We start from the raw sequence: 18,471 nt of genomic DNA, 5'->3' as shown, positions 1-18,471 counted from the left end.
TGGTGATATTCTGGGCCAATGTTCCCCATCAGCTTATTGAAATTGAGCCCGTGGGTTCGGCAGAACCTCTCGGCCGACTCGCCGCCAGCCCCCGCGTGGCGCCTCTGGCCCAGATCGACGACCACCGATGGTCGGTCCTCGACTACGAGAGTGGCCGCTTCGAGCGTCAGGTCGTCCCGATGCTCCGAGACGACGCCCTGTGGACGCATCCGCTCATCGCCCGGACCTTCGGCGACAGGCTGCGGCAGCGGATGCTTGACACCCTGGACGACGTGCCGGCCTGGTTCCAGGAGCTGGCAGCCGCACCTCACGGGGTCGGCCACGGGGATGCCTGCCCGAACAACCTGCTGGGGACCGACCGTCGCGACGAGTTCGTGCTCATCGACTTCGGCTTCTGGAAGCCGCTCCCACTCGGCTTCGACCTCGGCCAGCTGTTGCTGGGAGACGTGCAGATCGGCCGGAGGTCAGTCGACGACCTCGACCTCATCGACGCCCACATCGTCCCCGCCTACGCGGAAGGCCTCGCCGCCGAGGGGTGGGCCGAACAAGCCTGACCGGCTCGCCCGGCTGCATGCGTTGCAGATGGCCTTGTTCACCGCACTGTCGACCATGCCGTTCGAGCACCTGAGTGCACCGCCGAGCCCGGAGCTCGACCGACTCGCAGCGACCCGGGCCGCCATCACCACCTACTGCCTCGACCGTGTGGAGGCGATCGGCGCCCGATAATGCGTCAAGACCTGGCGGTGGAAGACTGCGTCCTTTCGCCGCGTAGCGGCCGGGTCCCTCCGCCGCGATCAGTCCCTTTCTCCGCGGGATGAGGGTGCGTGGTTCGAGAACTGAGACCATGCAGGCATGAAGCTGGAGGGGGCGAATGGGAACGGTCTTGAGCTGAGTGTGGTGGGTTACCAGTTCCCCGATGCCGAGGATCCTCGAATGCGCTACAGCTGGCACGTCGTCCGTGGCACCGCGACTCAAGGCGACGTGTCGTGGCCCTTCAAGTGGCCCGCGCTGTGGTGTTCCGAGTCGCCACTCCTCGGGCACTGGCTCCGGGACCTCGCGGCCGACCTCCTCGAAGGGCGCGAGTCAGCTGCGAGGTACCCGCCCCGGTTGGAGTTCACGGAGCCGAACCTGGCGTTCTCCTTCGCCGCGGTGGACGGTGCGGTCCTCGTGCGTGTCGAGCTTGACCTTGAGTTCCACAGGGATCGTGCCCACTGGCGTGCTGGTGACCCGTACGTTCTCGACCTCGAGGTCAGTCGTGCCCAGCTCACCGCCGCAGCCGGGCAATGGGACGAGGAGGTCTCCCATTACCCGGATCGAACGCGCTGAGCTTGATCGAAAGATCTTAGGGCAACTCAGACGCCGGCATAAGCGCGCGTTCTTACTCGCGTCACACCGCCGCGTAGCGCGCGGGTGGTCAGGCGCTCTGGAGAGGTTGGATTTGTTCCAGGACGGCGCCGAGATGGTCCTTCTCGAGTTCGAGGTCGTAGCGGGTCTGGAGGTTGAGCCAGAACCGGTCGCTGGTACCGAAGTAGCGGGCCATCCGCAGTGCGGTGTCGGCGCTGATCCGGCGCTTCCCGTGGACGATCTCGTTGATTCGGCGTGGCGGGACGCTGATGGAGATCGCCAGGTGGTGCTGGGTCACCCCCAACGGAGCAAGGAAGTCCTCGAGGAGGACCTCCCCGGGGTGGATCGGCGAAATGAGCGTCATCGTGTTCCTCCTTGGTCAGTGGTAGTCGACGATCTCGACGTTCTCGGGTCCGGCGGGTGTCCAGGTGAAGCAGGCCCGCCACTGCTGATTGATGCGAATGCTGTGTTGACCGGTCCGGTCCCCGCGCAGGGCTTCGAGCCGGTTGCCGGGCGGGACCTCCAAGTCATCGAGGGTCTCGGCGGCATCCACGATGACGAGTTTCCGTAGGGCGGTTCGCTCGATCCGCGGGTCGAGCTTCTTGGCGCGTTCTCGCGACCAGAGGCGCTCGGTCATGGTGTTGCCGAACGACCGGATCACCCTGGAAGCATAACGCGTCGCGTTATGTCGTGTCCAATGCGTCGACGAGAGGAGACAGCGGTGCCCGAGTCTGCCTCACTTCGCCGCGAGTGCGGCAAGCGTCCTGTCACCGCGTAGTGGCCGTGTGCTTCTGCGCGAACAGAGTTATGCGACTTCGTCGGGGTAGTGATGGTGGGCCGCTTTGCCGATCGTGCGGACCGCAGCACCGATTGGTGGCCGGGCACTTGGGCGACGCGCCCGGAGGCTGCGTCGTTCACATCGAGCCGGTGATCGAACTGGGCCGTCCCGAGCGGCCGGGCAGGTCGTTCTCCGACGGCGTTCTCGATGTGCGCATACCGAGTTCTCCAGTGCGCCGTTTCCGTGGCTCACGCGGACGGTTTCACTTGAGGCATGTCATTCACAAGCCCCGACTTAGGGCACGGCCCTGGTGTCGGTGGGCAGCGGGAAGGTCGCCGCCACCTGCCGGGCGGTAGCGACGAGGTCACCGACACCGGCGCGTCGGCCGCCGTAGGGGGCGGCGATGCCCAGGGGGAACGCTGCTATGTCAACGAGGGGGATGGCGACGATGTCGGGGCGGTTGAAGTAGCGCAGCTTGGCCGCGGGTTGCACCATCACCGCACCGTCCAGGGAGACCAGTCCCTGGCCACCAGGCACGTCGCGCACTACGGCTGTCGACAGGGCTCGGGGCGGCCCGCCACGCTGGTCCTCCAGGTAGTGCCGGACGAACCAGGGCCGGGCCTGGTCGGGAACGCCCACGAACGTCGAGTCGATGATCTCCCTGGCCTGCAACTGCGCCCGGCCCGCCAAGGGATGGCCGACGCCGAGGACCGCCACCGCGTCGGACTCCAGTACCGGCGTGAACATCCAACCCGGCAACGGTGGTTCGGGGTGGACCCAGAACAGCACGTCGACCTCACCTGGACGCTCGAACAGCGAGGCTGCCGTGCAGGGCCGCACGTCCAACTCGATCAGTGGGTAGGCCGCCCGGAAGGCGTCGATGACCGGCCCGGTCAGCTCGGCCAGGCCCTCCTCGACCACCCCCAGGCGCAGCGTGCGGGTGGGCGCCGACAGCTTGATCTCGGCCGCCCCGCGGTCGAGGCGGTCCAGGACGTCCACCGCGACGGTGAGGAACGCCTGACCGGCCGCGGTCAGCTCCACGGAGTGAGTCGTGCGGTTCAGCAGGACCCGCCCCAGCTCGGACTCCAGCTTGCGGACCTGAGTGGAGAGGGCACTGACCGCCACCGGGATCCGGCGGGCGGCGTTGGTGAAACTCAGCTCCTCGGCCACCACGACGAAGTAGCGCAGCTGCCGGATCTCCACCGCCACAGCGTATGCCGGGCGTGCCGGCATACGCCGCAGCGCACCCTTCGACCCATCACCACCGAGAGGACGAGAACATCATGACCAGCCCGACAATCCTGGTGACCGGAGCGACCGGACGCACCGGCGGAGCCGTCGCGGAGTTGCTGCTCGACCGGGGCGCCCGCGTGCGAGCACTGGTGCGCGCCCGCGACGGCCGCAGCGAGCGGTTACGGCGGCGCGGCGCGGACATCGTCGTCGGCGACCTGTTCGATGCCACCAGCGTCAGCGAAGCCCTGCGCGGTGTCCGACGGGCCTACTTCGTGCCGCCGTGGCACGCCCACATGCTCGACTCCGCCGCCGCGTTCGCTTCCGCTGCCCGCGAGTCGGACCTGGAGTCACTGGTCTGGCTCACCCAGTGGCTGGCCAACCCCGTCAGCCCGTCACCCACCACTCGCCAGCACCACCTGGTCGACCAGATCTTGTGGACCCTGCCCGATGTGGCCAAGACGTGCCTCAACCCGGGCTACTTCGCCGACAGCTACCTCCAGACGATCAACTTCGCTGCCCACCTGGGCCTGTTCCCTAGCCCCACCGGCAGCAGCAGTAACGCGCCACCATCGAACCAGGACATCGCCCGCGTCGCCGTGACCGCACTGACCGACCCGAATAGACACGCGGGCCGAACGTACCGGCCCACCGGTCCCGAGCTCCTCGACGCAGCCCAGATGGCGGCAGTCATCGGCCATGTCCTGGACCGGCCTGTACGCCACATCGACCTGCCGGTGTGGATGTTCCTTCGGGCGGCGAAGCTGTCCGGGGTGAGCCCGATAGAGCTCCTCAACATCGGGCATTATTTCGCCGAGCACCGTCGCGGCACCTTCGCGATCGGCGCGCCCACCGACGACGTCGCCACCCTGACCGGCACACCAGCGGAACCCTTCGCAGTCACCGCAGCCCGCTACGCGGCCATGCCCTTCGCCGCCCGGACGCCCGCACTGGTGGCCCGCACCATCTTGCGGTTCCTCCGCATCGGAATCACACCCACACCGAACGCTGAACGGCAGGCCCGAGCCCTCCAGCTCCCCCAGCTGGCCCACCCCGCCCTGTCCATCGACAGCCCCGACTGGCAACACCGCCATGCCCAGCCGGAGCCCCAGACAACCTGAAAGGTCGCCACATGACCACCGAACCCGCTGCCACCCCGAGCCCGAGCCAACAGTCGGCGCTCCTGGAGGGCAACGCCCGCTATCTCGAACACGGCGTCCCCGGACCACTGTCTATCACGCCCAAGCAGCGCACGGTGATCCTCAGCTGCGTCGACCCTCGCGTCGACCCGGCCCGCATCCTGGACCTGCGCGAAGGCGACGCCGCCGTGATCCGCAACGTCGGCGGCCGCGTGACACCCGCAGTCATGCAAACCATGGCCATGCTGCAGATGATCACCCGCGCCGACGCCCCCGATCAGCCCGCAGCGCCAAGTCCCGCCGACACCTGGACGTTCGTCGTGCTCCAGCACACCGACTGCGGCATCACCCGACTCGGGGACCACCCCGACCTGCTCGCCACCTACTTCGGGATCGATGTCGACGACGTCGAGTCCCGGAACGTCACCGACCCCAACGCCGCTGTCGCCGGCGACGTGGCACAACTGAACAGGACGCTCGCGCCGCAGTTCATCGTCGTCGGGATGGTGCACGACCTGGACACCGGCCGAGTGCGCATCACCGACCCGACGACGTAAGCACCCTCTCCCGACCACATGCCCGTACCCGATGGGCTGACATCCAGGACCAGCCAGCGACGCCAGCGACGCAGCTGTGTCACCGAAGCGGCGGTTGCTCAGTCACCCGTCTCCACAAGCGACTTCCAGTAGACGATCTTGTGATCGCCTGGACCGTAGAACTCTCGGACACGAGCCTCACGGTCAAAGCCGTCGCGCTCGTAGAAGCGTCGGGCGGCTTGGTATTCGTCGGTGCTGGATGTCTCGACGATCAGCACGCGGGCGACCTGACTACCGGCGTTGCGCAACGACTCTTCGACGTGGGAGGTCAGAAGGGTGCCGATACCTTTGCGGTGCTCTCCTGGGTGCACGGCGAGGAAGTACAGGTTCCAGAGGCGGTCAGCGAACGGCTCGGGGGCGTAGTAGGCCGCGCCCACGACCCGATCGGCGGGGTCGTCGGCGACGATCCAGCGATGCTGGTCGAGGGAGCCGTCCAGGTAGCCCTGAAGCATCTCGGCGAACCCGGCCATGTCGTCGGGAGCGAACATGGCGTTGTCGACCGCGAGGGCGTGGATCGGGATGACGTCGGCGGCGTCGGCCGCCCTGACAGCAGCGGCAGCATCCAGGAAGTCGGGAGTGCGCACGGACATGAAAGCAGCCTCGCGGAACGCCAGAGCGCGGGCCACTGGTTTTGGCGGTCCGTCTAGGTCGCCCCGGCCCCTGATGGCGGACAAACACGGTCGACGTGGGGTCGAGCTCACGAAGTCGGCACCGGCGGAGGCGCACGGAGCTGCGAACGTCGTCGTCGCGGTTCACCCAGCAGTCAACCGCTGGGCGCCAGAATCTCCGTCATATCGCCGCGCGAGGGCGCGCCTCGCGCGGATCAGGCGCCGAAGCCGAGGAACACGAGGAGTCGCCTCTCAAACTCGACCAACGTCGTTGCCTCGAGTTTCCCAACGACTGTGCCGGCATTGCTCCTTCGAACCGTGGTCATCGGGGACGATCAGGGCGGGCCGCGGCTTGGTTGCGTAGGCACCGCCTGCGACGCTGACGATGTCCCCGCGCCTCATGCGTCTCGATCGTCTGAGATTGCCTCAACGAAGTCCATGTCGTCACTGGTGCCGCCAGCTGCTGCAACGAGGGCCGACTGGCGGTGAGCCTCAGCGGCAAAATCTGGCGAGCGGACATCGGGGACCCAGATCTGGGCCGGGCACAGCCCCTGGGCCCGCATCCGGGCCCCGTACGCATTGACCCTGTCCCTCACGGCCATAGGGGTACGTCACATGTAACGGCCACGCCAAGCAAGGACGACCCGGGCAGTCACGATCAACCCGCGCGAAACCTGCGGCATACCGCCATGTCGTCCCAGCGCTATTCGAGGACGGGGGTTACCGGGGCACCTTGCGGCGTCGTGGTTAGCCGGGCTGCTCAGGGACGGATTCGCCCTGACCGTCACCGGAGCCAACCCCTCCTTCGCCGCCCTCGCCAGCGACTCGCTCGGTGCGCTCCCGATGTCGACGACGCCACCAGCCACGTGCTGTCCGGGTTCGCGCAGCTCCCGCTCCACGCCGACGTGGCGAACGGTATCCGCGCCCTCCACGGCCTCGGCCCGCCCCTGGTCACCCTCAGCAACGGCGCCGCCACCGTCGCCCGAGGGCTTCCGGAACGCCGCCGGCCGCGCAACCCCTTCGAACGGCTGCTGTCCGCCCAGCACGCCCCCGCACGGAAGCCGGCGGCGTCGGCCTTCCGCTACGCGATACAGGCCTGCCGAGTCCCCGGAGCCCAGGCGATGCTCGTGGCCGACCGCCCGTGGGACATCCGCGGCGCGCACCAGGCCGGTCTACGGACCGCCTGGATCAACCGCACCGGTGGCCCCTGTCGCGCAACGATGCGGCCGACCTCGAGGCGGTGTCGCTGACAGCGACGGCGCAGGTCCTTGCCCGACGCCCGTGGCGACGACGGATGGTCCAGGGGGGACCCTTCGCCGCCGCAATGACTCCGACGGCGCCGCCACGGAGGAAGATTGCCACCATGACCGTTGACGTTCAGGTGGAGACGACGATCGGGCGACCGGTCGCGGACGTCGCGACCTTCGCCGGCGACCCGACCAATGCGCCGCTGTGGTACGCCAACATCCGATCGGTGACCTGGAAGACACCTCCACCGGTCGCTGTGGGCTCTCGGCTGGACTTCGTCGCCCAGTTCCTCGGACGGCGTCTGGCCTACACCTATGAGGTCGTCGAGCTCGACCCCGAGCGCCGGCTGGTGATGCGCACCACGGACGGCCCCTTCCCGATGGAGACCACCTACACGTGGGAATCGACCGGAACGGAACAGACCCGGATGACGCTTGGTAACCGCGGCAACCCCACCGGTTTCTCCCACATCGTCGCGCCCGTGATGGAACGCGCCATCCGACGGGCGACGAGTCAGGACCTCTCCCGGCTCCAGGCATTGCTCGAACGCGGCTGACACCCAACGCCGGTCGCCCGCGTCGCTCCGCCGCGGGCTGGGCGTCAGCCGCGGAGCCGTGCAACCGGTGCTTTCAGGACCTCCGGCTCGGGCTACCGCCTGAGTGGATGCTGGACCTGGGCGGGATCGACGTTGACGAGATCGCCACCGCTCTCGCGGATCAGACGCACCACGAGCACCGATGGCTGCTCGACCCGCGCACGGGCCAGGTCGCGTTCTGGACGAGCGACACAGGCATCGATGGCGAGAACCCCGTCGAGATCGACGAGCTGGACCTCATTCCCATCGAATCGATCCCGTCGGACGTCTGGTACCAGGACATGGTCGACCTCGCTGAGGGCCTCAGTGACGGTGCGGCTGGACGACGCCTGGCCAGGGCGCTTCAGGGGCCGGGAGCGTTCCGTCGGTTCGAGAACCAGCTCCACGAGCAACTTCCCGAGCTGATCTCGCCGTAGCACGCCCTCCGCGACGTCCGAGCCCGGCGCCGCGCCGTCGACTGGCTCCTCGAACGAGACCTGATCGCCCAGAACGCCGCCGAGAAATTCGCAGACCAGGTCGCGCAGGGCGTCGTCAACGAACCGGTTGATCCGTGTGAGTGTCTTCCGGTCAGCTGCCAGCCAGTGCGTGTCGTCCGCCCGCCCGTTCGGGGTGAAGACCAGCCTCATCGCTCCAGATCTTGCTCGTCCCGCTGCTCCGACGGGGCCTGCGGCAGGCTCTCCAGCAGGTAGCGAGCGTTCGCTGGGACCCGCAAGAGGTGGGCTGTCTCTTCGAGTGCGTCGTAGTCCGCGCGGGACATCAGGACCGCGTCGCCACGACGGGAGATGATCTCGACCGGGGTCCGGTCCTCGTTGACCTGCTCGATGAGCGGGAAAGGTTCTTGCGGGCCTCGCTTGCTGTGACAGGCATAGGCCCTTGCCGTCCGACTTGGTGTACCCAAGTGCCACGTCCCATGCTGCGCCAGACCACTGTTCGCGGATCGGCACCTGCCGGCCGAAGGACCAAGAGCTCCCGGCCTCGGGTGCGCCGATCCCGAGCAGTATGCCGCGGAGTAAAATTCGCGGTATACGACTCGGCTTCGACATGGAGGATCTTCAGCCCGTGAGCTTCAACCTGGCCACCATCCTGCGCGAGTCGGCGAAGTCCCATCCCGACCGGGACGTGCTGCGTTTTGCGAGCGGGTCGATGACCTACGCCCAGCTCGACGCGGCCTCGACGCGGTGCGCCGTCGGCCTGCGGGCGCGCGGTCTCGGCCACGGCGCCGTCGTCGCGGTGCAGGTGCCCAACCTGCCGGAGTTCGTCATCGCCTGGTTCGGCATCCTCAAGGCCGGGATGACGATGGTGCCGCTCAACCCCCTGCTCAAGGGGCCGGAGATCGCCTACCACCTGCAGGACTCGGGCTCATCGCTCCTCATCACCTTCATGGGCTTCCTCGAGCAGGCCGTGCGAGGTGCCGGCGACGTCCCGCTGGTCGTCGTGCCGGTGCCGGGGACCCCACTGCCGGAAGGGTTCTCGCCCTTCGCCTCTCTCCTGGCGACCGACCCTGACCCCGACGACGAGGTCGCCCCCACCAACGCCGACGACACGGCCTGCATCATCTACACGAGCGGGACGACCGGTCACCCCAAGGGCGCCGAGCTCACCCACTTCGGGATGTTCATGGGCGCGTCCGTCGGTGGGAGCACCTTCGGGGCGTCGGAGGTGGACGTCGCGCTCGCGGTGCTGCCCTTCTTCCACGTCTTCGGTCTGGCCGCGGTGCTCAACACCAACATCCGCTTCGGCGGGATCCTCTCGGTCGTGCCGCGCTTCGAGGCGGGCGCCGTGCTCGACGCGATCGAGCGCGACCGGGTGACCGTCGTGCTCGGGGTCCCGACCATGCTGCAGGCGTTGCTGGCCCAGGACCTGACCGGCCGCGACGTCAGCTCGCTGCGCGTCGCGATCTCCGGTGGGGCGTCGCTGCCCGGCGACATCCTGCGGGCGTTCGAGGAGAAGTTCGACATCGTCGTCCTCGAGGGGTTCGGGATGTCCGAGACCGGAGCGGTCTGCACCTTCAACAAGAGCGCCGAGGAGCGACGGATCCTCTCGATCGGCAAGCCGCAGTGGGGTGTCGAGGTCCGCGTCGTCGACCACGACGACGTGACGATCCCTCGTGGCGCGGAGCACATCGGCGAGATCGTCGTGCGCGGCCACGTCGTGATGAAGGGTTACCTGGGGCGCCCCGAAGAGACGGCCGAGGCGTTCCGCGGGGGCTGGTTCCACACCGGGGACCTCGGTTACCAGGACGAGGACGACTACGTCTTCATCGTCGACCGCAGCAAGGACCTCGTCATCCGCGGCGGCTACAACGTCTACCCCCGGGAGGTCGAGGAGGTGCTCTACACCCACCCTGCGATCGCCGAGGCCGCCGTCATCGGCAAGCCGGACCAGCGCCTCGGCGAGGAGGTCGTCGCGGTCGTCGCCCTCGAGCCCGGGGCGAGCGCCACCGCCGACGAGATCATCGCCTTCTGCCGCGAGCACATGGCCGCCTACAAGTATCCCCGTGAGGTGCGATTCATCGAGGAGCTGCCGAAGGGGCCGAGCGGCAAGATCCTCAAGAAGGAGCTGCGGGACGCCGGTATGCCGTCGGTCGCCTCCGCCTGAGCCCTCAGGATCGGGTGGACGTGACCACGTCAGGGCAGGGTCATCTCCACCCGATCCCTGGTGGGAGTGGAAAGAACGAGCCGTGGTGTCGGATCGGCGTGCGGGTCAGGCCTGCTGTCGCCGCCCGGCGCTGACGACGACCAGCTGCGTGACGGTGTCGGCGAGGGTGGTGCGGGCGCGGGACGACAGGCCGCTGTCCGTGATGAGGAGGTCGATCTCCTCGAGGTCGACGATGGTGCTGAGGCCGACGACCCCCCACTTGGTGTGGTCGGCCATGATGATCGTCTGTCGCGCGGAGGCGATCATGGCGCGGTTGGTCTCGGCCTCGACGAGGTTGGGTGTGGTCAGCCCGGCGTGGAGGTCGATGCCGTGCACCCCCAGGAAGAGCCGGTCGACGTGCAGCGTGCGCAGGGCACCAACCGCGACCGGTCCCACGAGCGCGTCCGAGGGAGTGCGGAGCCCGCCGGTGAGCACCACCGTCTGACCGGGTGTGCTCGACTCGTGGAGCAGCTGCGCGACCGGCACCGAGTTGGTCACGACGGTGATGTCGGGAACGGCGCGCAGGCAGCGGGCGAGCTCGTAGGTCGTGGTCCCCGCCGAGATGGCGATGGCCGAGCCGGGCTCCACGAGGGTGGCGGCGTGCTCGGCGATCGCCCTCTTCTGGCTCGTCATGAGCGACGACTTCGCGAGGAATCCGGGCTCGTGGGCACTGGCCCCACCGACCGCCAGCGCTCCACCGTGGACGCGCTCGATCCGACCCTCGCGGGCGAGGTGCTCGATGTCGCGCCGGATGGTCATGTCCGAGACGCTCAACCGTTCCACGAGCTCCGAGACGCGTACCGCTCCGGACTCCTCGACGAGGCCGAGGATCGCCGTGCGGCGCTGGCTCGCGAGCATGGTGCTCAGCCCTCTCGGACGACGGCGACGCCGCCGGGCGCCAGGGTGTGGGAGCCGCTGACCGCGGTGTCCGAGACGAGGTCGTGGCCGGTGACCGCGACCTGCTGCGGCTCGTCGGTGTCGTTGACGAGGAAGAGCCAGGACCGCTCGCCGCTCCGGCGCCGGACCACCTCGACCCCCGGTGGGACCACGGCGGCCGGGGTGACTCCAGCGGCCTCGAGCAGGTCGCCGAGGAGGCCGTCGAGGCTCTCCTCGTCGGGGAGGGTGCTGAGGTAGGACGCGGTGCCGGACCCGACCACGCGACGGGTCGCTGCCGGCCGGCTGCGCAGCGGGCCGGAGGCGTAGCGGTGCGTGACCTCCGCGTCCACGGCATACAGGTCCTCGCTCCAGATGCGCCCCTCGCCGCCGCCGCGTCCAGCAACCCCGGCATCGAGGGCGACCGTCTCCCCCTCGGGCAGGGGGAAGAACTCCTCGACGCGGACGCCGAGCAGGTCGCGGAAGGCACCGGGATATCCGCCGAGTCGCACGTGGTCGTCGCCGTCGGCGATGCCGCTGAACATGGTCACGAGGACATGCGCCCCGGCCTCTGCCGCGTGCGAGATCGCCTGTGCGTGCTCGTCGCTCACCAGATAGAGGGTGGGCACCACGATCAGGTCGTATGCCGCGAGGTCGGCGCTCGGGTGCACGATGTCCGAGGTCACGCCGCGTCGCCGCAGGGCCGCGTGCAGGAGCCGGCCGGTCAGGGGGTAGTCGAGCAGCTGGGAAGGCATGGCCGGTCCGTTGGCTGCCCAGCCGGCCTGGTAGTCCCACAGCAGCGCGACCCGCGCCTCGACCGTGCTGCCCACCAGCTCACCGAACCGCTCGGCGACCTCGCCGAGAGCGCAGACCTCGCGGAAGCGCGCGCTGTCGGGCCCGGCGTGGGGCACGAGCGCCGAGTGGAACTCCTCCGACCCCGAGAGCGACTGGCGCCACTGGAAGAAGCCGAGGGTGTCGGCGCCCCGGGCGACGTGCACGAGGCTGTCCCGCAGGGTCTGGCCGGGGGCCTTGGCGCGGTTGACCGGCTGCCAGTTGACCGCCGACGTCGAGTGCTCCATCAGCAGCCACGGGCGCCCGCCGGCGATCCCGCGGGTGAGGTCGGCGCTGAACGACAGCTCGGCCCGCGGGTCGGGCAGCGACTCGAGCAGGTAGTGGTCGGTGGACACCACGTCCTGGTGCGGTGCCCACTGGTGGTAGTCGAGCAGCCGGAACGCCGTCGTCGTCATGAAGTTCGTCGTGACGGGCACGCCGGGGGAGAGGGTGCCGAGGACCTGCTTCTCGGCGCGGAAGAAGTCGAGCAGCGTGTCGGATCCGAAGCGGTGGTAGTCGAGCTGGTGGGTCGGGTTCGCAAAGCTCGTAGTCCGGCGCGGGGGCAGGATCTGCTCCCACGCGGTGTAGCGCTGGCTCCAGAAGGCCGTGCCCCACGCGTCGTTGAGGCGCTCGAGGTCGCCGTAGCGGCGCTCCGCCCAGACCCGGAACGCTCCCGCGCAGGTGTCGCAGTAGCAGGGCAGGTTGTGACACGCGTACTCGTTGGAGACGTGCCACATCGCCAGGGCGGGATGCTCGTGAAACCGTTGTGCCAGTTGGGTGGTCAGGGCGAGCGCGTACTCTCGGTAGACCGGGGAGCTGGGGCACCACGCCTGCCGGCTGCCGGCCCAGAGGGTGTGCCCGTCGTGGTCGACGGGGAGGACCTGGGGATGGGCCAGCGAGAACCATGGTGGTGGCGTGGCGGTGCCGGTCGCGAGGTCGACGGCGATGTCGGCCTCGGCGAGCCGGTCCATGATCTCGTCGAGCCAGTCGAACTCGTACTCCCCCTTGGCCGGCTCGAGCCACGACCAGGAGAAGACCCCCAGGGTCACGAAGGACACCTGTGCCCGACGCATCAGCTCGATGTCGTCGGTCCAGGTGTTACGGGGCCACTGTTCGGGGTTGTAGTCGCCGCCGAACGCGACACGATCCTCGGGCCACGAACGCATGGGCGCCATCGTGGAGGTGATCCTGCTGAAAGTCAACAGAAAGCAACATGGGCCCCGAGGCGCCCGTGGGAGGTTGACCACGACAGGCCGACTCGTCGGGATTCGTTGCCAGCAAACGGTCTCGGTTCGGACACGCCATGCCGAGAATTGCCCTCGTGTGCTTGACACGACGCGCTGGCAGAGTCATCCTTCGGTGCGGAAGTGGTCGTTTCTGGTGGATCGTGTCGCCCTCTGACTCGTCTGCCGACGCGCCACGCTCATTCAACGACGAAGGAGATCACCATGCCCCGCCCCTCGACCGAGGCCGAGTACCTCGCCCGTCTGGTCCCCGCCTCACAGGGCGCGTTCTCCCGGCGGAGTCTGCTGCGCGGCGCCGTCGGCGCGGGGTCGTTGCTCGCGGTCCCCGGTGCGCTGGCCGCCTGCAGCAGCAGCACGAGTACCGGCACCGGATCGGGTGCCGCCTCCGCGACCGGCACGGTCACCCTCGGGTCCAACCAGTCGGACGCCGTGCCGAAGGCCGCTGTCCAGGCGGTCATGGACGCCTTCGCCAAGGCCAACACTGGGCTGTCGGTCAAGATCAACACGATCGACCACAACACCTTCCAGGAAAACATCAACAACTACCTCCAGGGCGCTCCCGACGACGTCTGGACCTGGTTCTCCGGCTACCGCATGCGGTTCTTCGCCGCGCAGGGGCTCGCGACCGATGTCAGCGACTTGTGGGGCAGCAAGACCGACATGAGCGCCGCCCTCAAGACCGCGTCGACGGGCGACGACGGCAAGCAGTACTTCATGCCTTCGACGTACTACCCGTGGGCCATCTTCTACCGCAAGAGCGTCTTCGCCGCGAAGGGCTACCAGATCCCGAAGACCCTCGACGAGCTCAACACCCTCGGGACCAAGATGAAGGCGGATGGCCTCATCCCGATCGCGTTCGGCGACAAGGACGGCTGGCCCGCGATGGGCACGTTCGACCAGCTCAACCTGCGCGTCAACGGCTACGCGTTCCACGTCAGCCTGATGGCCGGCAAGGAGGACTGGAGCGGCGCCAAGGTCAAGAAGGTCTTCGACACCTGGAAGGGCATCCTCCCGCTGCACCAGACCGACTCGCTCGGACGCACCTGGCAGGAGGCCGCCCAGAGCCTCCAGCAGAAGAAGTCCGGCATGTATGTGCTCGGCGCCTTCGTGGCCCAGCAGTTCACCAAGGGCGCCGAGCAGGACGACCTCGACTTCTTCAACTTCCCGGAGGTCGACTCCACCGTCGGCAGCGACGCGATCGAGGCGCCGATCGACGGCTACATGCTGGCCGCGAAGCTCAAGAACGAGGCGGGCGCCAAGAAGCTGCTGGGCTACCTCGGCTCCGCCGACGCCCAGAACCTCGCCGTCAAGGCCGATCCCAGCGTCATCGCGACGAGCGACAAGGCCGACCAGACGGGATACACCGCCCTTCAGAAGAAGTCGGCGGAGTTCGTCAAGTCCGCCAAGTCGATCGCCCAGTTCATGGACCGCGACACACGCCCCGACTTCGCCTCCACGGTGATGATCCCGGCCATCCAGAGCTTCATCAAGTCGCCCGACGACATCGATGGCCTGGTGAAATCCATCCAGAAGCAAAAGCTCACCATCTTCACGAGCTGACCATGACTGCTCCCGTGGCGCTGCCCGCCGACACCACCGAGAAGCCCCCGCGCTCCAAGCAGCCGAGGCGCTCCCGCTACCGCGGGATCGACCAGCTGAACGGCGTCGACCGTGTCGTCGTAGCCCTGATGATCATCATCCCGACGTTCTTGGTGGTTGCCCTGGTCTGGTTCCCCGCCGTGGGTTCGGTGCTGCTGTCGTTCACCAACTGGAACGGCATCGGTAGCATCAGCTCGGCGAAGTTCATCGGGCTGACGAACTATCAGAACGTCGTCTCGATATACCCGCCGTTCTGGCCGGCGGTGCAGCACAACCTCATCTGGCTGGCGGTGACGTTCCTCATCGCCACCCCGTTGGGGGTCTTCCTCGCGGTGCTCCTCGACCGGGAGATGAAGGGTGGCCGGATCTACCAGACCGCCTTCTACCTCCCGGTCGTGCTCTCCCTCGCCCTCATCGGCTTCATCTGGCAGCTGATCTACAGCAAGGACCAAGGCCTGCTCAACGCCGTCACCGGCAGCTCGATCGACTGGTACGGCGACCAGCGCTACAACCTCGGCGCTGCTCTCGTGGCGTCCAGCTGGCGGCAGACCGGCTACATCATGCTGCTGTATCTGGCGGGCCTGAAGGGCGTCGACCCGTCGTTGCGCGAGGCCGCGAAAGTGGACGGGGCCAACGAGCGGACGACGTTCTTCAAGATCGTGTTCCCGGTCATGCGACCGATCAACATCATCGTTCTCGTCGTGAGCGTCATCGAGTCGCTGCGCGCGTTCGACCTCGTCTGGATCATCAACAAGGGCCGCAACGGGCTCGAGCTCATCTCGACCCTCGTGACCCAGAACATCGTCGGGGAGGCGAGCCGGATCGGCTTCGGCTCGGCCCTCGCGACGTTCATGCTGCTCATCTCGTCCGTATTCATCGTCATCTATCTGAGGATCGTCATGAGGGACCAGCGATGACCGCCACCACCGTTACCCCCCAGGACGCCAAGACCCGCAAGAGCCCAGGTCCGGGCAAGGGCCAGACCGCCCAGAAGCGGCCGATGACCGCGGGCCGGGTGGGCCTGCAGGCGTTCCTCATCGTGATGGCCCTGGTCTGGCTCTTCCCCGTCTTCTTCGCCGTCGTCAGCTCGTTCCGCGACTACTCCTACACGGCGCAACACGGCTACGTGTCCTTCGGCGGGTTCACCATCCAGAACTACGTGCAGGCCTATCAGCAGGCGAACTTCGCGCACACGCTGGCGAACTCGGCGATGATCACCATCCCGGCCGTGCTCCTCACACTGTTCCTCTCGTGCTGCATCGCCTTCGTCGTCTCCCGGTTCAACTTCAAGTTCAACCTGGCGCTGCTCGGGCTCTTCACGGCGGCCAACCTCCTGCCGCCGCAGGCGCTGCTCATCCCGGTGTTCCGGATGTTCAAGGCCATCAACGTGCCCTACTGGATCAGTGACTCCGGCACGCTGCTCAACAGCTACTACGGCCTCATCGCCGTCAACGTCGCCTTCCAGACCGGCTTCTGCGCCTTCGTCCTCAGCAACTACATGAAGACGTTGCCCCGCGAGCTCTACGAGTCGGCCGTCGTCGACGGCGCCAGCGTCACCCGGCAGTTCTTCCAGCTGACCCTGCCGCTCTGCCGCCCGCCGCTCGCGGCTCTCGCCACGCTCGAGGTGACCTGGATCTACAACGAGTTCTTCTGGGCCACGGTGCTGCTCTCGTCGGGTGACAAGTATCCGGTGACGAGCTCGCTCAACAACCTACGTGGTCAGTTCTTCACCGACAACAACCTCGTCGCCGCCGGCTCGGTGCTCGTGGCCCTTCCGACGCTCATCGTCTTCTTCGCCCTCCAGAAGCAGTTCGTCTCCGGTCTGACGCTCGGCGCGACCAAGGGGTGAGCCTCACCCGGGCTCGAGCCGGTCAGGTCGGGTATGCCGCACTGCTGCTGTCCGTCAGATCGGGCAGCAGCAGTGCTGCGTCACCGAACTCGTGCCAGAGGTAGCCCCCGGCCGTGGCGGCGTCGTAGGCCCGTTGGGTCAGCGCCGCCCCCGCCACGGCCTCGACGAGCAGCAGGTGCGAGGCCTGCGGGTCGTGCCAGCCGGTGACGAGACCGGTGACGACGCGTGGCGGGTCGGCAGGAGTGACGACCCGGGTGGTCCACCCCGACCGGGCCACGAGGAGGCCGTTGTCGAGGACCGCAGACTCGAGGGCGCGGGTGACGGTGGTGCCGACCGCGACGACCCTGCTGCCGCCGGCACGCGCGGCGTTGACGAGGCGGGCGGTGGAGTCGGTGACCTCGAAGCGCTCGGCCAGCGGTGCCTCTCCTGCCTCCTGGGAGGACACCCCCGTGTGGAGGGTGATGGGTGCGATGGCGACCCCGTGCGAGACCAGCTCGGTGACGATCGCGGGGGTGAACGGCCGGGCGGCAGAAGGCATCTCGGCGCTGCCCGGGCGGGTCCCGAAGACGGTCTGGTAGTCGGCGAGCGGGTAGCGCCGGTCGAGGTAGCCGTAGGCGATGGGGCGACCGTGCCGGAGCAGGTGTGCCGCGAGGTCGTCGCGCGATGGCCGGACCGAGGCCTTCCAGAGCCGGTTGCCGGCTCCGGTGGGGGAGGACCCGTCCTCCGGGTAGGGCGCGAGGAGCACCACCTCGAGGTGGCCGAAGGTCAGGCGTTCGCCCGGTCGTCCGTCGAGCACGGCGCGGGCGGCATCCGGAGCCGTCCGCAGCTCGACCACCCAGGTGCCGTCGTCGAGCGGGGTCGCGGCGTGCAGCACGACCGGGCCGCGCACGTCCGACCGGGCGTCCCACGCCGCGGCCACCGTCTGGGAGTTGTTGACCACGACGACATCTCCGGCGTCGAGGTGGTCGGCCAGATGGCGGAACGTGGTGTGGGCGAGGCCGCCCGGCCGCGCCGCGAGCAGACGCACGCCGTCCCGGGCTACTCCGCGGTACTCAGCGGGCGCGGGGGCGACGCTGCTGCCCGGCGCCGCGAACCGCGTGGTGGGGTGCCCGGTGAGGAGGGGCACGTCAGATCCCCGTCCTGCCGGCGACCGGTTCGAGGATTGCCACGTCGGAGACCGGCTCGTCGGAGATCGGCACGTCGACCGCCCGGTGGCGACCGCTCGGTGGGCGTCGGCGCACCAGCGCCAACAGGTGCGGCACGACCGTCTCCGGCAGCGGCCGGTCGGAGATGTCGTCGCCCGGGAAGGCGTCCTGGTGCATGCCGGTCCGCATGTCACCCGGGTCGACGGCATACGCGGTGACCGCCTCCTCGGCCGCGAGGGTGAGGGTGAGGTGGTCGAGTGCCGCCTTGGTCGCGCCGTAGGCACCCCAGGTGCCGTAGTTCTCCACCGCCGCGTCGGACGACATGGACAGGATGACCCCGCGGGAGTGCTGCAGGCTGGGGAGCAGCAGCCGGGTGAGGGCGAGCGGAGCGGCGGCGTTGACCTCCCAGACGCGCGTCAGGTCAGCGGGCTCCAGGTCGCGCAGCGCGCGCATGGGCAGCGGCCCCAGGGTGCTGGCCCCGTGCACGAGCAGGTCGAGCCGCCCCAGTGTCCGGACGGCCGCGGCCAGGGCGACGCGGTGGTCCGGGTCGGCGACGTCACCGGGGATCGTCATGACGCCGGGGGTGGCGCCGAGGGCGTCCCGCAGACGGTCGGCCGAACGGCCGTCGGTGACGACGCTCCAGCCGTCGGCGGCGAGGGTGGTGGTGAGGGCGAGCCCCAGTCCTGCGGACCCACCGGTGATCAGTGCGACAGGCATCGCATCTCCTTGTCTGAGGGGGTGATGTCTGCCATCCT

22 protein-coding genes are annotated in these 18,471 nt (G+C 68.5%); 11 read left to right on the top strand and 11 right to left on the bottom strand.

What is annotated here, in order from left to right:
* Positions 1-50 precede the first annotated feature (50 nt).
* The 3 genes from Q0R63_RS10085 to Q0R63_RS10075 all read left to right on the top strand — a co-directional run bounded on the left by Q0R63_RS10085 (position 51) and on the right by Q0R63_RS10075 (position 1,326).
* A complete protein-coding gene (locus Q0R63_RS10085; protein WP_295696919.1) occupies positions 51-554 on the top strand; it encodes a phosphotransferase in 504 nt (167 codons plus the stop codon).
* A 28-nt stretch (positions 555-582) separates the two neighbouring features.
* The gene (locus tag Q0R63_RS10080; RefSeq protein ID WP_295696917.1) at positions 583-726 is read left to right on the top strand and encodes a hypothetical protein; all 144 of its coding nucleotides are present in this window, start codon (positions 583-585) and stop codon (positions 724-726) included.
* 126 nt (positions 727-852) lie between these two features.
* Entirely contained in the window at positions 853-1,326 is a 474-nt protein-coding gene (locus tag Q0R63_RS10075) for a hypothetical protein (protein WP_295696915.1), read from the top strand.
* An 88-nt stretch (positions 1,327-1,414) separates the two neighbouring features.
* Here the strand turns inward: Q0R63_RS10075 and Q0R63_RS10070 are convergent, their stop codons facing one another.
* From Q0R63_RS10070 to Q0R63_RS10060, 3 genes are all read right to left on the bottom strand, one after another.
* Positions 1,415-1,708, bottom strand: coding sequence for a HigA family addiction module antitoxin (locus Q0R63_RS10070; protein ID WP_295696913.1), 294 nt, complete (start codon positions 1,706-1,708; stop codon positions 1,415-1,417).
* Positions 1,709-1,723: 15 nt separating this feature from the next.
* On the bottom strand, positions 1,724-2,005 hold the full coding sequence (locus Q0R63_RS10065; protein ID WP_295696911.1) for a type II toxin-antitoxin system RelE/ParE family toxin: 282 nt from the start codon (positions 2,003-2,005) through the stop codon (positions 1,724-1,726).
* A 411-nt stretch (positions 2,006-2,416) separates the two neighbouring features.
* Complete coding sequence (locus Q0R63_RS10060; RefSeq protein ID WP_295696910.1) at positions 2,417-3,355, bottom strand: LysR family transcriptional regulator; 939 nt, start codon at positions 3,353-3,355, stop codon at positions 2,417-2,419.
* A 50-nt stretch (positions 3,356-3,405) separates the two neighbouring features.
* Between Q0R63_RS10060 and Q0R63_RS10055 the strand changes: the two genes are divergently transcribed.
* Both Q0R63_RS10055 and Q0R63_RS10050 read left to right on the top strand, forming a co-directional pair.
* Positions 3,406-4,473, top strand: a complete 1,068-nt coding sequence (locus Q0R63_RS10055; protein ID WP_295696908.1) for an NmrA family NAD(P)-binding protein — start codon at positions 3,406-3,408, stop codon at positions 4,471-4,473.
* A gap of 11 nt (positions 4,474-4,484) precedes the next feature.
* Positions 4,485-5,048, top strand: a complete 564-nt coding sequence (locus Q0R63_RS10050) for a carbonic anhydrase (RefSeq protein ID WP_295696905.1) — start codon at positions 4,485-4,487, stop codon at positions 5,046-5,048.
* Positions 5,049-5,146: 98 nt separating this feature from the next.
* On the opposite strand, the gene Q0R63_RS10045 is transcribed toward Q0R63_RS10050, so the two are convergent.
* Together Q0R63_RS10045 and Q0R63_RS10040 are read right to left on the bottom strand one after the other, a co-directional pair.
* On the bottom strand, positions 5,147-5,677 hold the full coding sequence (locus tag Q0R63_RS10045; protein ID WP_295696904.1) for an N-acetyltransferase: 531 nt from the start codon (positions 5,675-5,677) through the stop codon (positions 5,147-5,149).
* 416 nt (positions 5,678-6,093) lie between these two features.
* Positions 6,094-6,297, bottom strand: a complete 204-nt coding sequence (locus Q0R63_RS10040) for an antitoxin MazE family protein (protein WP_295696902.1) — start codon at positions 6,295-6,297, stop codon at positions 6,094-6,096.
* A gap of 264 nt (positions 6,298-6,561) precedes the next feature.
* Between Q0R63_RS10040 and Q0R63_RS10035 the strand changes: the two genes are divergently transcribed.
* Both Q0R63_RS10035 and Q0R63_RS10030 read left to right on the top strand, forming a co-directional pair.
* Positions 6,562-6,945, top strand: coding sequence for an HAD family hydrolase (locus tag Q0R63_RS10035; protein ID WP_295696900.1), 384 nt, complete (start codon positions 6,562-6,564; stop codon positions 6,943-6,945).
* A 113-nt stretch (positions 6,946-7,058) separates the two neighbouring features.
* Positions 7,059-7,499, top strand: a complete 441-nt coding sequence (locus Q0R63_RS10030) for an SRPBCC family protein (protein WP_295696899.1) — start codon at positions 7,059-7,061, stop codon at positions 7,497-7,499.
* A 92-nt stretch (positions 7,500-7,591) separates the two neighbouring features.
* Here the strand turns inward: Q0R63_RS10030 and Q0R63_RS10025 are convergent, their stop codons facing one another.
* Positions 7,592-8,164 (bottom strand): hypothetical protein, encoded by a 573-nt coding sequence (locus Q0R63_RS10025; RefSeq protein WP_295696897.1) that lies wholly within the window; start codon positions 8,162-8,164, stop codon positions 7,592-7,594.
* Positions 8,161-8,436, bottom strand: a complete 276-nt coding sequence (locus Q0R63_RS10020) for a type II toxin-antitoxin system prevent-host-death family antitoxin (RefSeq protein WP_366521100.1) — start codon at positions 8,434-8,436, stop codon at positions 8,161-8,163. Before Q0R63_RS10020 ends, Q0R63_RS10025 begins: the two co-directional genes overlap by 4 nt.
* Positions 8,437-8,597: 161 nt before the next feature.
* On the opposite strand from Q0R63_RS10020, the gene Q0R63_RS10015 reads away from it, so the two are divergent.
* Entirely contained in the window at positions 8,598-10,136 is a 1,539-nt protein-coding gene (locus Q0R63_RS10015; protein ID WP_295696895.1) for a long-chain fatty acid--CoA ligase, read from the top strand.
* 105 nt (positions 10,137-10,241) lie between these two features.
* Here Q0R63_RS10015 and Q0R63_RS10010 read toward each other — a convergent pair whose 3' ends face one another.
* Together Q0R63_RS10010 and Q0R63_RS10005 are read right to left on the bottom strand one after the other, a co-directional pair.
* Positions 10,242-11,033 carry a DeoR/GlpR family DNA-binding transcription regulator gene (locus Q0R63_RS10010; RefSeq protein WP_295696893.1) on the bottom strand — a complete coding sequence of 264 codons (792 nt, stop codon included), beginning with the start codon at positions 11,031-11,033 and terminating at the stop codon, positions 10,242-10,244.
* A gap of 5 nt (positions 11,034-11,038) precedes the next feature.
* Positions 11,039-13,045, bottom strand: coding sequence for a beta-galactosidase (locus tag Q0R63_RS10005; protein ID WP_295696892.1), 2,007 nt, complete (start codon positions 13,043-13,045; stop codon positions 11,039-11,041).
* Positions 13,046-13,327: 282 nt separating this feature from the next.
* Here Q0R63_RS10005 and Q0R63_RS10000 point away from each other — a divergent pair, with 282 nt between their 5' ends.
* From Q0R63_RS10000 to Q0R63_RS09990, 3 genes are read left to right on the top strand one after another with little or no spacing between them, the layout of a single operon-like run.
* Entirely contained in the window at positions 13,328-14,683 is a 1,356-nt protein-coding gene (locus tag Q0R63_RS10000) for an ABC transporter substrate-binding protein (protein WP_295696891.1), read from the top strand.
* 2 nt (positions 14,684-14,685) lie between these two features.
* On the top strand, positions 14,686-15,639 hold the full coding sequence (locus Q0R63_RS09995) for a sugar ABC transporter permease (protein ID WP_295696889.1): 954 nt from the start codon (positions 14,686-14,688) through the stop codon (positions 15,637-15,639).
* Positions 15,636-16,571: a carbohydrate ABC transporter permease gene (locus Q0R63_RS09990; RefSeq protein ID WP_295696878.1), complete on the top strand. Its 936-nt coding sequence runs from the start codon at positions 15,636-15,638 to the stop codon at positions 16,569-16,571. The genes Q0R63_RS09995 and Q0R63_RS09990 overlap by 4 nt, the downstream gene beginning before the upstream one ends.
* Before the next feature lie 22 nt (positions 16,572-16,593).
* Here Q0R63_RS09990 and Q0R63_RS09985 read toward each other — a convergent pair whose 3' ends face one another.
* Both Q0R63_RS09985 and Q0R63_RS09980 read right to left on the bottom strand, forming a co-directional pair.
* Complete coding sequence (locus Q0R63_RS09985; RefSeq protein WP_295696876.1) at positions 16,594-17,697, bottom strand: S-adenosylmethionine:tRNA ribosyltransferase-isomerase; 1,104 nt, start codon at positions 17,695-17,697, stop codon at positions 16,594-16,596.
* Position 17,698: 1 nt separating this feature from the next.
* Positions 17,699-18,433: an SDR family oxidoreductase gene (locus Q0R63_RS09980; protein ID WP_295696874.1), complete on the bottom strand. Its 735-nt coding sequence runs from the start codon at positions 18,431-18,433 to the stop codon at positions 17,699-17,701.
* Between the last annotated feature and the right edge of the window lie 38 nt (positions 18,434-18,471).

This window comes from Lapillicoccus sp. (genome assembly GCF_025353065.1).
Taxonomy (GTDB): domain Bacteria; phylum Actinomycetota; class Actinomycetes; order Actinomycetales; family Dermatophilaceae; genus Lapillicoccus.
This window is presented reverse-complemented; position numbering and strand designations above follow the sequence as displayed.